Origin of the sequence: Oceanobacillus sp. FSL W7-1309 (genome assembly GCF_038002145.1) — a bacterium.
GTDB lineage: Bacteria > Bacillota > Bacilli > Bacillales > Amphibacillaceae > Oceanobacillus > Oceanobacillus profundus.
In genome coordinates, this window is record NZ_JBBOBX010000001.1 from 738376 (window position 1) to 754267 (window position 15892).

A 15892-nucleotide genomic window follows, 5' to 3' on the forward strand; every position below is an offset into this window, starting at 1 on the left:
AATCTTTTTCTTTTAAGATGTAACATAAATAATTATACCAGTTTATTTTAGAATTGATAATAAACTTTCCTTATATGTTCCTTAATTATTGTGTTTTATTAAGTTACAATAAAAAAAAGGTTCTCATCAGAAACCGATGAGAGCCCTCTTTTTTAGAGTTCATAAACAGGTATATCTAAATGTAAACTAATTAAGTTTAAATCCTGATAAAGATTATACATTGTATAAACTTGTTTAGAAGCCCAGCCAATATCAGTTGCATATTGATGTGTTGCATAGCCATAACGATCCATTCCTTCTGGATTCCAACGCATTTTATAAAGTGTATTTTGTCCTGCTTTAATATAATTGTTACCAATAAAACTTGCTCCACCAACTATTGCTTTATATGGTGTTGTCCAGCCTTCTTCATAAGCTTTTTTTGCACCGCATTCTATTGGACAACTGTCATAAGCACCTACACCATACATATTATAAACTTTTACACCATTATACATTACTCCCTGTGCTAATGTAGAACCACCATGACCTGTTTCTAATATGGCATGAGAGATTAGATAAATATCGTTTACTCCATGTACTTTGCTTGCATCTTTAAAAGCCTGCGCTTGACCAGAAAGCGTCCCTTTACCAGAAAGATACTTGTTCAACTCTGCTATAACTGCATCACTTGTTTTTGAAAGGTCTAGAAATTGAAATTGCAGTCTCGAATCATTGATAAAATTAGTTGGATCTAGGTAATACAATACGTCTTCCTCGCTAGCATTTACCCATGTTCCATGATTAAACTCAATTTGATACCAACCATTTGTTTCACCTAGTATATTAACCCTTGTACCTTCACTTAATTGACCAACCACACTATTTCCGGAGACACCGGGGCCGCTACGTACATTAAGCGTACTAGCTGTCACTCTATTATTGCTGTCAATATACGTTTTAGAAACATACGCATAACGACTATCCGTTTGTGGTGATACGTTCATTTGCATGTTTAACGCTTCTTCCAAGGTTAAACCATAAGAAGTTCTGGTAACTCCATAAATATCAACATCGGCTTTATTCACGTAACCTACACGATCTAAGTATATTACCCTCCACCAGCTACCATAATCCGTAGCGATGGCATATGTAATATCTTTATCTATTTTCCCCATAGCAACTAGTTTGCCTGAAGTATTATCGTATACTGTCACCTGATTTTTTGTAATCAGTTTACTGCTTGAATTGGTATAGGATTTATTTTTATTTTTTATTTCAGAACCTGTTGCGTAGCCTGTATCAGATTTTTTGACATATCCATAAATATCTCCAAACTGCACACGCCACCAGTTACCATAATCACTTGCAATCGAAAACACTTGATCTTTTTGTAAAGATCCAACTTTTTCTAAAGGACCAGAGCCTCGGTTATCATAAACTGGTAAGTTATTTTGATGCACCCGGAAATACTTATCCCCACTTTTAAATTCAGCCTTCACTTCATTTTTACTGACATAACCGACTCGATCTGCAAGAACAATGCGCCACCAACTACCATAGTCTGTAGCAATCGGGAATATCGTACCTTTGTCAAGGCTAGCAAAAGGAACTAGACTTCCAGATGTATTGTCATACACCGTTACCTTTTGAAGTACTTCAATATCTCGTGATGTGTTCGTATAGCTTTTATTCTTATTCTTGATCGAGTTTCCAATAGTTGGGGTCGTGTCAAATTTCCTTACATAGCCGTATATGTCCCCAAATTGGATACGATGCCAGTTACCATAGTCACTAACAATCGAATACTCTTGCCCTTCGATCACTTCACCAACTTTTTGGAGTGGACCTGAACCACGGTTGTCATAAATTGCTGTGGTTTGATCTGCTTTAAAGTAGTTGTTGAATTTCGCATGCTGAAGGTCGCCTTCACTTTTCCGAATATAACCTACACGATCAGCAAGTACAATTCGCCACCAGTTGCCATACTCAGTAGCGATTGGAAATACAGTGCCTTTATCCAATTTGCCAAATGGCTCTAAGCTTCCAGAAGTATTATCGTATACGGTCACTTTTTGGTTTGATTTAAAGTGATGTTTGGTGTTTGTGTAGTCTTTATTTTTGTTTTTAATAGACTTACCATTATCCGGAGTAGTCTCAAATTTTTCTACATAACCATAAAAATCTCCGAATTGAATACGATGCCAGCTGCCATAGTCGCTAACTCTTTGATAGACTTGTCCTTTTTCTACCTCTCCAACTTGTTTCAACGGTCCATTGCCACGATTATCATAGATTGGTAGATTTTTGTCGGCTCTAAAGTAATCTTGGAATGCTGCATATTGAAGATCACCTTCACTTTTTCGTACATAACCCACGCGATCTAAGAAAATCACTCGCCACCAGTTTCCATAATCCGTGGCAATCGGGAATATGGTTCCCTTATTAAGCTCTCCAAATGGAACTAAGCTTCCAGAAGTATTGTCATATACTGTTACACTTTGGTTAGCTTTATATTTATGGTCAGTATTGGAATATGATTTATTCAAATTATTAATTTCAGATTTATTTCCAAGTACTGTATCTGATTTCTTCACATATCCATAAATGTCCCCAAACTGAACGCGCCACCAGTTACCATAGTCGCTTACAATGGAATAAACTTGGTCTTTTTTCAATTTTCCAATTGGTTTTAACGGACCATCACCACGATTATCATAGACAGTTAAGTTATTCGTGGTAACTTTAAAATAATTCGATGTTGTATTTGCAGCTTTGGCTAAAGAAAAGGTTTTAGCTGTTGCCTTCTGTACAGAGGGCTTTACCGTTTTCTTTTCATCAATTGACCCACTTTTTTCCTCTGCAGCTTTTTCAGTGTCAGATTCTTTTTTATCTAAGTCTGTGGGTTCTTTAATATCCTCTGCCTTAGCTTGCTCTACATCTGGCGTCTCTTCAAGATCTATCTCTTCGTTAGATTCCTCTGTAACTGATTCTTTTTCATTATTCAGAGACTCTTCTATCTCATCTTTAGGTTGACCCGGTTCATCAAGTGTATCTTGTCGTTCTTCGTCTATATCTTCATCTGTAGTATTCTCTTCGAATGCTTCCTGGTCACCTGTATCCTCTCTGCTAGGATCCATTTCAGGTTGAGTTCCCTCTATCGCTGCTTCTTCGCTTTCTGCACTTTCTGTAGCCACTTCATCAGATTTTTCCGTTTCACTTTTTTCTACAATTTTGTCCTCATTTTTTGAAAGAATATCATCGTGAGAAACTAAATCATTCTCAACTATTGGTTGATGTGATTCTTTTTCTTCAGATATTTCCTGAACTACTTTTGCTTCGTTAACTTCCGATGGATGTTCTTGATATGTATCCAGATCTTCAGTTTCAACTTCTGTTTCTATTTCATTCAACGGTTCAGCATGTGTTTGAAATGGGAAAGCGATTTGCGCAAGCATCAATAGTATGAAGGTCAACAAGGAGAAGTAAAAAGCGTTTCTTTTGTTGTACATTTGTGGCCTCCTTTCTTCACGATTATAATAAAAACTATCACCCTATTTGATAGGATGATAGTTTCATTATAGTACTTTCGCACGAGGAAAACAATGGAAATTACTCTGAATATGCATCTACTTTTGAACTTTATTTGACAGTAAAAACAATTACTTTCTTTATGCTGATCAACATTTACATCTACTGTATTGATATAAACCTTAATGGGTACATTTCATTATTTGTATCCAATAGCTTTATAGACGTTCTTGTCACCCATCTGATCTTTCCTTAGAATTATAGTTGATGTAGAAAAGAAGTTTCACCATCCGTAATAATAATTGACGATTATAAGTTTATTGACAAATTACGGTTTCATATTTTCAACAGAGACTTCAAGCTTTCAAATTTGTGTTACCTGGGAGTGTGTATTTCTATATAATTCTAAATCCATTTGAGATTTAAAGAAATTCTACCCATTAATACAAATAAACATAAATGCATCTAAAAGTTATTCAAAGGGGAGTATGATAATAATTTGTATTCTCATAAATAATTGTTACACTAATTAATATACAAAATGTTTAGGGGTTGTTAATTATGCTGTTAAAAGATGAAAAGATTTTTAAAGGAGAAAAAGAGGTAAAGTATCTATTTCAAAAATCATACAGGAAAACTGATGATTTAGTAATTGTTTTTTCCGCTTTCCCTCCAATTGGAAAAAAACCAGGCTATAATTATGTTAGAACATTGGATGAATTTGATTGCAACAAATTATATATACTAGATGATTTCGGTGCACGAGCAACCTATTATCTTTGTGAAAATAAAGAATACACCATTGAAAGAAGTGTTGCTAGATTAATCAATCAAGTTGTAAAAGAAAATGGTATTAAAAACATTATGGCTTGTGGCTCTAGTAAGGGTGGATACGCTGCTCTTTATTATGGTATAAAATATGGGTTCCAACATATCGTTGTAGCATCTCCACAGTACTATTTAGGCGATTACCTCTTAGAACAAACTAACTCACAATCTGTAGTAAAATTTATGGCTGGAAATACAACTCAAAGTGATCATAAATATTTAAATTGTATACTAGAAAATATTATTAGAAAGTCTGAGAATAAGCCCAACATCTTTATACACTTGGGTAAAGGGGAATATCATTATCCTATGCATGTTAAACCCTTATTAGAGGAATTAAAATCAAATGGAATACAATATGAATTAGACTTAGCAGATTACAATAATCATAATCAAGTTATTTACTATTATCCTGAGATACTTAAAAATAAAGTAAGACAAGTTTTAGACTATCCGTTTTTAAAATTATCAATGAGTAACACTGAACATACTATTGGAAATAAATTAATTTTTAAAGCAGAAACCACAAACAACGAAGATTCTATCGCTTGGTATGTATTTAAAGATAATAAAAAAATCCAAGAAGTTAAGTATTCAGAAAACACCAAACGAATCGAAGTTAGTCTTAATGAAACTGGTAGGTATAAAATAAAAGTATTTGCATTAAATACAAAAAGAAACAAAGTGCGACTAAACTCAGAATTAATAGAAGTTAGAGCAAAATAATAATCAGTACTACTATTTTTAAATAATAAAATATACAAAGAAAAATGTTTTTTTATGTAAGTTCTGTGGGCGGACATATGAATATGCTTCTTGCATCGCTATTAAAAGAATCTACAGCGTTAGTAAATAATCCTTAAACAGATGTATCTAGATATTTTATAGGGATTGTCAGAAAACTTTATGATTCTGTTTATAGCGATGACTCTGCAGAATTTAAAAGTTTTATAAGAGATAGAATTAATGTAATAGAATTTTTTTTAAAGCAAAAGTATAATAGCATACATCGTATTTTTTCCTTACAAAATTAAGCTAGTAAACATGATTTAAACAACCATTTAATACCTTTAATAAAAAAGTTCCCTGAACTTGATGAGAATTTGATTTCCAACATAAATATGCAATACTATCTAAATAAAAAAAGGTCATAACCCTATGGATAAAAAAGATACTTTGATGTTTATTAAAATATTATACGTATCAATAAATACTATCAATCTTGGTCAAGGATCAAACCTAATGTGAACAAATAGAGCAATGGAACTATCATCCTTCCTAGTAAAAAGGAATAATAGTTCCATTATAGTTCTTTTTAAGTTAAAAAAATGATTTAAAATGATTTTTATATCAAAATAACTTTCTACATATTGAATTATAATATCTTCTCTACTTATATCCTTCTAATCTCATTTGATTAATACATAGCATACGCTCACCAGGAATACCTTTGATTTTTATTGCAACTTTAAAATGCGTAGCATTAACTAAGATATTACTTACTATACTGACGAACTGAGATTTACTCTTCACTAATACATTACTTTTCTCACTTGATAACCGTGAATTTTTATCATATTGCATAAAATAAACTTCTAATGGTATTTCTTTATTATCTTTCTTTGTCACTTCAAAGATAAATTTTACCTTGCTAAAACCCTTTACTGAGGCTAAACTATTTTTTTCTAATGGTGGTTTTGTAAATGGTTCATCAAATACTTGTATATAATAATTCTGACTAGTATCAATTTTTCCATTTAGTTGAATAGTAGCAGAAAGATCCTCGATATTTTCTATTTTAAGCATTTTGTGCTTTGTTTCCAATATCCGAGATGGTATTGGCCTTATTTCTTGTAGAATATTATTGTTAGTCGTCTCTTTTTTCTCTGGTATCTTAAAACTTGAAGTTCTTCCTTTAGACTCAGCTGTAATCCACTTATTTGAGAGCATAATATTGGCAGTGTATAAACTCCATAAGAATTTATCGTAATAAGCTGTTTTTTTCATTTTAATATCAAAAAGTTTTTTTACTTTTTCTTTATTTATAATATCAAATATTGGGGAGTTTTCATTCGCAAATATACCTTCATAAAATTCATTTTTGAAATTACCGAGAACGTTTACTCTCCAATTAAAAGATGCAGTTGTGGTTTTTGGATAAATAGGCTTTCTTTTTATCCATCTATAAAGTTCATTTTTTTCTCTAGGATGGTCTGCTTCAAAACTCCAACGATCATTTGCAAAGGGGACATCTAATAATTGTGGTTCTATACGGGATAAAATATTATAGATTACATATTCATTAGAACCATACTTTGTCTCTAAAAGTTGAATCTGACGTATTAACTTTGAATCCATCAAAGGGGTATAAGAATATGAACTCATCGTATAAACTGGTTTTGATGCTCCAGACCATCTAGCAGACCTAGTTTCCAAATAAAATTTATTTAAAACATCTTTTGGATCGATAAAATGCCTATGAGAATCAATGTAACCTATCAGCTCCTTCCAGTATGAATCAGCTAAATCGTCATTAATAATATCCAGATAACGTGCAAATCCGTTACGAAATGTCTTTTCAAGTTCTTTAATGGTTTTTACATTAGAGGTTTTAGCAAACCCACCGCGCAACAATTCTCCACCTTGTCCTCCCAATTTTACTTGTTCTGGATTAAATGAACTTCTTAATGTCACATTTTCATAGGCATATAACATTCCTTCAGAACTCTTTATGGTTTGATAGGCTCTTTTAAGTAGATTTATTTTTAGTTCTTTTACTCCGGACTTTGCAGGTTCATTGATTTTATGTTCAATATTAAGTTTTTCACTTATTTGCCGTGCAACAATTACATCAGGATTATCTGGATAACCATTTGTAATACTTTTAAAGTCTACACCTAATTTATGTAAACCTGATACAATCATTCTACTGTCTTTACCTCCAGTAAGCCCTAAAGATAAACCAGTGTGGTCTTTCAATCCCCTATAACTATTCAAAAAAGAGTCTGTAATATCATCGTACATTTTTTTATCTGGTACTATTGTATAAACATTATCCAACAAATCATCTATCTCATTTATAAAAACTTTCCCATTTATTGCTGTTATTTTAGAATTAACTGGTAAAACGTTCAAATTTAAAAAAGGAGTTTTATCATCAGTATAATATCCATTGTTCAGGAAAGATACTAAATTTTCAACTTTATAAACCGGTTTATTTAGCTTAAAAGCTAACAAGTGAACAAGAAGTGCCTTATTTCCAGCAATAATATGTTCATCTGTTTCACACCAATATACTGGTTCCACCCCAGTAACATTATTCCATATAGTGAATTTATTCTTATTAAGATCAGTCATACTTAGACTAAAAATACCGTTTAAGGAACCAATATAACCGTCTTGATTCCCTTTGACCATTCGACGATAAAGTATTTCATCTTTCTCCAATATATAACCTGCATATCCCAAAACAATGTTACTTTCTTTTTGGTTTATATTAAGCATGTCATATTTAGGTTCATTAGTAAAAAGGTAGGAAATTACTCTATCACCGGAATATTCATCAATATTAACTTCTAAATCTAAATAATTTCTAAGTAACTGAGATAATTTCGACTTATAATCATAATACAGATTATTCTTTTTATATATATTTATATACCCCTTCAAAAGGATTCACCAACTTTTATATTATCTATAGGATCAATTTATTTACCGTTAAACTCAACACTACGTTCCTTTATATCCAAAATTACTTCATATCCATCCATCGTGAAATAAAATATGCTCTCGTCGTTATTAGAAAATGTAGATTCCTCTATAATCTCATTCACAACTGATGAATCTAAATCTATATCATCAATCTTAATAGCATACGATAAATTATCTTCATTAAAATAATAAGAATAAGCGCCATATTCATATACAAGAACGTTGTTATCAAACTCATCTGTATATTCATCTGTAAGACCCTGCAATGTAGTTTTTACATTTTCATAATCTGTGTTTATAAATGCAAATAAAAAGGCATAGGATTCACTAACAGACTCTGGGAAAAGAGGTAAAAAGTCTTCAACAGTAAATGTCGAATCCTCTTTATCTATTTCTTTCGGCATTCCCACACTATCTGATTTGATATAACCTTGAATCTTATCTTCGATGCTAATTTTATAAATCGAACCTTCTATCTCTTCCTCTACAAATACCTCAGTCGCAAAAGGTAGTTCCGTTTCAACATTCTTTAATTCAGTATCCAGATAGACAGCTCCATTTCTTTCTTTTATTCTACCAGTTTCATTGATCACAAGAACTTCTGCATTGCTTTCTTCATTAGCATCATTATTACTTTCTGTTTTTGCTACTTGCCCTAATCCATTATTGATAGCTTCAGCTGGATTATCCACAAACAGAAGCATTATACTGATTACAAACATCACGAAAATTAAGCTGAATTGGAATAAAAGAGACCGACTCTTTTTTTGTTTTTTATTCTTTGGTTTATACCGTCGCTGCAAAGTAATATCGATTTCTGTTTCCTCACTAATAAAATTCTTCGCGTCTCTCTGAGTTGCAAGCATTTTTTTACGGTATTCTTTTTGCTCCGATTTACTTAAATCATTAAACCAATCTATAAATGTATTATATTCTTTTGCGACTTCATCTTTATTGCCAAACATCTTAATGCGGCCAAAATTTAACCAAAGAATGCGATCAGAAATAGACTGTACCTGTGAAAGTGAATGGCTAATAAAGAAAATTGTTTTGCCTTGCTTCTTAAATTCATCAAACTTATCTAGACATTTCCGGTAAAATGTAGAGTCTCCTACCGATAATGCTTCATCAACTACTAAAATATCAGGCTGAATATGGGCAGAAATGGCAAATCCCAATCGGGATTTCATACCACTGGAATAGCTTTTTATTGGTTGATTAATAAATTCTCCAATATCTGCAAATTCAATGATAGTAGGTGTAATATCCTCTATTTCATCTTTTGTCAAACCGTGCATCATACATTTTAGTTCAATGTTTTCCATTCCAGTCAAAAAGTTATTTAATCCTGCTGAAATTGCAACTAAAGAAGTCTCTCCCTCAATGGATATATCTCCGCTAGTTGGAGGTGTTACTTGGGCAAGCAGACTGGATAATGTAGACTTTCCAGAACCATTAATACCTATTATCCCAATGGTTTCTCCCTTATACACTTCAAATGAAACACCTGATAGAGCTGAAAAGCTTTTTTTCCCTTGTTTTAAAGAAAAAATCTCTAGTAATTTATCGGATTTTTTCTTAAACATACTATATGTTTTTGTTACATTCATAAATTTTACTACTGGCTTGTTCATACAAAGCCTCCGTTATTACAAATAATCTACAAATTTATTTTTGAAATTATTATGCACAATACAACCAATAAATAAAATCAAAAGTGTTAATGACCAAAAATAAAACATCTGACGCCAATCTTCATAAAACCAACCACCAGACAAAATTGAATCTCTAAAACCAGTTACAATATAAGCAAAGGGGTTCAGATCTATAAGTGAACGATATTTTTCAGAAAAGTTATCGATATTCCAAAATATCGGTGTTAAAAAGAAAAATAATCTCATCACAGATTGAACCAATAATTGAAAATCTCGTACTAATGCAGAGATTGTAGATGAGAAAATAGTGAATGCAAAAATAAATGCATACATACATATCAAATAATAAGGCAATTGAAGGAGCTGTATGCCAAACTCAATTTTATAGAAAAACGTAATAATCACTAATATTACCAACATGATTAAAAAGTTGAATGTATTACTTACTATTGTTATTGATGGAAGTATACTCACTGGAAATCTCATTTTCGAGACCATATTTACTTTACTATATATACTATTGGATCCTTGAATAATCGTAGGACTGATAAACATCCAAGGTATTAGTCCCGTTAATAAATAAATTAAAAATGGCGTATCGCCGACAGGTGCCCCGCCCCTTAATCCAATACCAAATACGAACCAATAAACACATACTTGCATGAAGGGATTTAAGAATTGCCAAAGAATACCTAAATAGTGCATTTGATACTTGCTTTTTATTTCGTAAATAGCTAGGCGGAAGATTAAGGGTAAATGTGTCACCTGATCTTGCAAAATAGCTAAAACCGATCTCATACCAAGACTTTCTCTTTATTGACAAACTGATAGAGATTACCATAGTTAATATATTCTACTTCATCAACTGGGTTTGAAACTACATTTTTTGTGTCAAAGATCCTAGAATTATTCATCACAGAAAATTGATTCCATTCAAGTACTTTGAATTCATTATGATCTGTTAAAATAACAACTAAATCAGAACCGAATAATGCTGTTTGCATATCCTTTTCAACCCATTCCTTATCTACATGTGGGTCAAAAGCTCTTACCTCATAATCCGTTTCATTTTTTAATAGCTCATAAATTTCCATTGCAGGACTTTCACGAATATCATCTACATTTCCTTTATATGCTAGTCCAAACACTGTAATAGTCTTACCATTTACCTGTTCCATAAGTGTATTAATGTTTTCAAGCACATAACGTGGCATGGAAACATTAATAGATCTGGAGAGATTAATGAGTTTTGCTGTTTCTGGTGCTTTAGAAACAATAAAATATGGATCAACTGCTAGGCAATGCCCACCTACACCTGGTCCCGGAGTATGAAGGTTTACTCTAGGATGCTTGTTTGCCATTTCAATTACATCTAATGCATTAATGTCTAATTCGTTACTTACTTTAGTTAATTCATTTGCTAAAGCAATATTAACGTCTCTATACGTATTTTCCATTAGTTTAGACATTTCGGCAGTCTTTGCGTTTGTTTTAATTAATTCTCCTTGAACAAAGGTGCCATAAACTTTAACACCTGCTTCTGTACATGCTGATGTAACTCCACCAATTATGCGATTATTATAGATCAATTCGTGCATAATTTGACCTGGTAGAACACGTTCTGGACAATGTACAAGATAAATATCTTGTCCAATAGTAAATCCTGCTCCTTCTAAGACAGGCTGTACAATATCTTCTGTCGTTCTAGGAGATATTGTAGACTCCACAATAACGACATTTCCCTTTTCAAGATAAGGTATAACAGAGTTAACAGCATTTAACACATAAGTAGGATCCATTGATTTATATTCATCATTATGATTTGGTGTTGGAACAGAAATAATAAAAGCATCCGCTTTTTCAGGAGTTAATGATGCTCTAAATGTTCCTTTTTTAATAACTTCTTCCAATGCTACCTGTAATCCTGGCTCTTCAATATGAATTTTTCCTGAATTAAGGGAATCGATTACTTCTGGCTTTACATCAACTCCAACAACTTCTACATCATGTTTAGCAAACATAATTGAAGTTGGCAATCCTATATACCCTAATCCCATCGTAGTAATTTTCATTATAATTTCCTCCTAAGATTGGTAGTAACTATTTAAATGCTTCTACCATTTTATTATAGTTTTTGTTGTTATATAGATTTTCAAACAAAACTAGATCATCATCTTGTACTTTAATATAATCTTTATATAGTTCATAAATTTTATATAGTATATCGATTGAAGCTTCAAAATCACTTTCTTCAATCTTGCTCATACGTTTTAAATACCAATTTTTATAGTAAGTAAAGAATTTCCCATTCATATATCCATCTAGTAAACCATGATTCTTTAAAAATTGGATTCTTTCTTTTTCTAATAATAGATATCTATCAAAAAACTTCTTCGTAATGACATTTGTAACCGATCCAGATACAGCAGCATAATATACATGAATATCTAAATCAATTGCTTTCACTTGTTTCGAATTCATCAGCAGTTCCTGGAAGAATAATGTATCTTGTCCTATAGCTCCCTCAACCATTCTGAGATTATTTTTGGTTACTAACTCCTTTTTCATAACAAGTGCCTGGATACTCATTGCTTTAAAAGATGTATCTAGCATATATTGCTTAACATTCTTTTTCTGTATGACATCACCTTTATTAAACTGCATTGCTGTCTTATAATAATTAAAGTTTAATACCTTGTCTGAAACCTTAAGCATATTACCAACTACGAAATCATATTTACCAGTGGACATTTCGTCTAATAGATGATGATAGCCGTTGTTTATAGCTTCATTATCCGGATCCAGATATGTTATATAAGGAGAAGTGGCTATTTCAATCCCTTTATTTCTTGGCCTTGAAGCACTACCGCTTCCACCATCATTATAGAAGAAAGATTTAATATTTGGATATCGATCAGATAAGTTATTTATTACTGATGGAGTATAGTTATCCGTAGATCCATCATCAACAATGACGAGTTCCATTTGGTCAAATATATTACTGCGTTTTAAACTGTTGAAACATTTATTTAGCAAATGATCTCCATTATTATAGGTTGGAATAATAACAGACAGCTTATAATCTCGAAGTTCTTCTACTTTTTCTCTACGAGTATTATTGAATTCAAAATGATCGATGCTATATCCATTTGTATTTCTCATGGAACTTTCATTACCTAGGAGTTCCTCAACAGTAAATGCATCACTCCAGAAAACAGTTCTTGTTTTATCGTCAATTACATTAACGTAATCATGCTCTATACCTGTTATCAGTTTGTCTCCATCAAAATAAGCATTCTTTGTTATATAATCACTATCTGTATATTTAAAGCCATTGATCATATCTTCTAGATAAAATTCTCTATACTCTTTATTCTCATCAAAGAATGTTACCATGTCATATTTTTCTTTCAACGCTTCATTAAAATCTTCTATCAATATCAGCTCTTTATGTGGATATGTTTGCTTATTAAACATACGCTGAACAATTTCAGATTTATTGTTAACTAATACAGCAATTGATTTAAATCCCTTTTCATATGAAGTATTTGTCATTTCTAAAATGTCAATTATTCGATTATGAGTTGTTTCATGAGACATTACTCTACGTATACCATAAACTTGATGCTGGTATCTTTCCTCTTCTGTAAACCCATTTAAAATATCCTTTACTTCACTTCGATTGTTTATTAAGAATACATTCGGGAATTTGTTATTTACTCCCAGACTATAATTGGAGAGTAAAATATTCCCCAGTGCCTGGAGTTCATAGATTCGATTAGCAAACATGGTATTACTGTACTTAACGGAATTTAAGTTAATTGCCCAATCATACAGTTTGTGTAATTTTTGTAAAGTATTATGATCCACTGCTGGTGATACATACTTCACATATTTTTTAGGGAAGAAATGTCTTTCCAATTTTAATTCATAGTTACGGTCAATTATTTTTAAATCATCATTGTTATCTATAACACCATCAAATATTCTTTGTGTATCATCTATTCGATGAGGATATTTAACATACCATGAACCGGAGAACAAGATTTCTTTTTTCTTTTCAAATTTCTTGAATCCTATTGGGTTATGATACATAGGGTTTATTCCAAAGTTTAAAACAGAAACATTTTCATTTTTACAATCACGTTTATAATTATCAATCACTTCTTCGGCCGTAGTGAAAACATACTCACATTTTTTAGCAAGTTCTATAAAAATATCGTAGTTTACAGGATCTTCTTTTGAATAGAAGACCGTTTTTATTCCGTTTTTTTGATAATGAGAAATGATGTCAAACATATCTTTTCTATGTTTTCTAATATTCGGATTACCAAGACCTTTCCATTCCATGTTTAACCCTTTCCAGGTGGTAACCAATAGAAAGATATCCAGCTTATCCGTGTACTCCTTATAATTATCCCTTGTAATATAGTGGAAGTTTGCTACTCCATCAAATGAATTATAAAGAAACTCATCAGCTACAATACCAATGTTTACATCGAGTTTCTTATAAAATCTACTTCCATTACTGTCCGGAATCTGATCGATCAACGGCTTTATTTTAGAAATATAATTTACATCTGCATGCTTATCCCTGTAGGCTAAGTATTCACGTTTTTTCTCAATGTCGCCTTTTTGTACTTCTTCACCTTTTACAGATCTACTAATAAGTTCAGTTGGCAAACCTTTCTTTAATTCGCTCTGTTTCTTATTGATATATTTAATATCTGCATCGATACTTTCTCCTAGCTTAGCCTTTAATTGATTTAGGGTTTTAAGTCGTTGATTAATTGCTTTTTGATCCACTCGTTTTACCTCCAAACCGCTTTTTACGCCATTTCCAATAGCCGATTGTCAAGCTGCCTAATTTAGAAGTTTTTAGCGCCTCATACCGTTTTAATAGTTGTGAGTGAGTTTTAAGTAGCCGCTCTTCTTTGCTGTAGGCCTCCAATAGTAATTCATCCGATTTTACTTTCTTTTTCTTTTCGTTTAATACCTCTTGCTGTAGTCTGATTAATTGTTTTTGAACTTGTTTTTTATTTTGTTTTTGTAGTTTCTCCATATCAGCTTGTTGCTTTTTATCTTTTTGTCTGAGCTCAGTAAGTTTTTTTTCTAGAAACATAATTCTTTTATTTTTCGTTGATAGCTCTTCAGATGAATCTCGGTAGTAATTATTAAACTCATTAGTTAGATCAATTATTTTTTGGTCCAAACCTACTTTTTCTTTTTGCAAAAGTTCATTCTGCTTTTCTAATTTTTCCAGTTTATCACTTAGATCTCTTATCGAGATTTCCTGTTCTTTTAATTCAACACTTCTATTATTATTTTCAGTTTCCGTTTTACTGAGCGAAAGCTTTAAGTTTTTATTTACTTCTTCAATATGTGAATTGGTGTTATCCAGCTTCTCAATAGTTGTTTTTACTTCTACTAGCTCAGCTGTTGTATTTTTTAATTTCATTTCAATATCATTATTGGATTTCTTTAATTTTTCATGTTGGTTTTTTAAAGTTGATATTTGATTAACTAGATCTCTTTCAATATCATAAAAACCTTGTTCCAGTCTGTTTAGTAGGAGCGTATCAAAAGTAGTGTTACTTATACTTTCGTTGTCTTTAACCAAAACAACTCCTATCCATTTACCAAACATTTCCACTGACTTGATAATCAATTGATCATCTTGCAAGTCCAATAATCCTTTTAAGTAATATGTCTTTTTATGATCAAAATAATCATTAATCCCAAATGGAACAGTTACTATTATCCGCCCATCATCTGTTAACAACTTAGCAGCTTTCTTTATAAAACGTTCCGGATCAGTAATATGCTCTAGGACTTCACCAAAAATAATACTATCAAACTTTTGACCTTCAAAATCATAGTCAATAAAATTAGCAGTTTTGAAATCAACATAATTCTTAGTTACTTCAGCCTCATTACCTAGCATCTCATTCGCATAATCAATTGATTCCTGCAATAAATCCATTCCTAGCACTTGCTTACTTTCTCTTCCTAATAGAATTGAAGTAATCCCTTGTGAACACCCAACATCAAGAATTTTTTCACCTTTTGCCTGTTCACAAACCCAATGAATTCTTTTTCTTACTTTATCACCAAATTTTAAACCCATTTGATCATAATAAGCTTCTGTTACCCGGTCTAATGGTTTTTTCACTACAAACACCTCTTAT

8 protein-coding genes are annotated in these 15892 nt (G+C 31.8%); 1 reads left to right on the plus strand and 7 read right to left on the minus strand.

Going from position 1 to position 15892, the window contains the following annotated elements; genetic code table 11:
- Positions 1 to 152 precede the first annotated feature (152 nt).
- Positions 153 to 3491 (minus strand): SH3 domain-containing protein, encoded by a 3339-nt coding sequence (locus NST46_RS03395; protein ID WP_341136777.1) that lies wholly within the window; start codon positions 3489 to 3491, stop codon positions 153 to 155.
- A 580-nt stretch (positions 3492 to 4071) separates the two neighbouring features.
- Here NST46_RS03395 and NST46_RS03400 point away from each other — a divergent pair.
- Complete coding sequence (locus NST46_RS03400; protein ID WP_095307932.1) at positions 4072 to 5064, plus strand: YqiA/YcfP family alpha/beta fold hydrolase; 993 nt, start codon at positions 4072 to 4074, stop codon at positions 5062 to 5064.
- Between the two features lie 663 nt (positions 5065 to 5727).
- On the opposite strand, the gene NST46_RS03405 is transcribed toward NST46_RS03400, so the two are convergent.
- Genes NST46_RS03405 through NST46_RS03430 form a run of 6 tightly spaced genes read right to left on the minus strand, consistent with a single transcriptional unit; the run spans position 5728 to position 15876 of the window.
- The gene (locus tag NST46_RS03405) at positions 5728 to 8007 is read right to left on the minus strand and encodes a hypothetical protein (RefSeq protein ID WP_095307924.1); all 2280 of its coding nucleotides are present in this window, start codon (positions 8005 to 8007) and stop codon (positions 5728 to 5730) included.
- Positions 8008 to 8045: 38 nt separating this feature from the next.
- On the minus strand, positions 8046 to 9659 hold the full coding sequence (locus NST46_RS03410; protein WP_341136778.1) for an ATP-binding cassette domain-containing protein: 1614 nt from the start codon (positions 9657 to 9659) through the stop codon (positions 8046 to 8048).
- 39 nt (positions 9660 to 9698) lie between these two features.
- Entirely contained in the window at positions 9699 to 10502 is an 804-nt protein-coding gene (locus NST46_RS03415; RefSeq protein WP_341136779.1) for an ABC transporter permease, read from the minus strand.
- Positions 10499 to 11776, minus strand: a complete 1278-nt coding sequence (locus NST46_RS03420) for a nucleotide sugar dehydrogenase (RefSeq protein WP_341136780.1) — start codon at positions 11774 to 11776, stop codon at positions 10499 to 10501. Before NST46_RS03420 ends, NST46_RS03415 begins: the two co-directional genes overlap by 4 nt.
- A gap of 28 nt (positions 11777 to 11804) precedes the next feature.
- Complete coding sequence (locus NST46_RS03425; protein WP_341136781.1) at positions 11805 to 14510, minus strand: glycosyltransferase; 2706 nt, start codon at positions 14508 to 14510, stop codon at positions 11805 to 11807.
- Complete coding sequence (locus NST46_RS03430; protein ID WP_341136782.1) at positions 14491 to 15876, minus strand: methyltransferase domain-containing protein; 1386 nt, start codon at positions 15874 to 15876, stop codon at positions 14491 to 14493. Before NST46_RS03430 ends, NST46_RS03425 begins: the two co-directional genes overlap by 20 nt.
- Positions 15877 to 15892 lie beyond the last annotated feature (16 nt).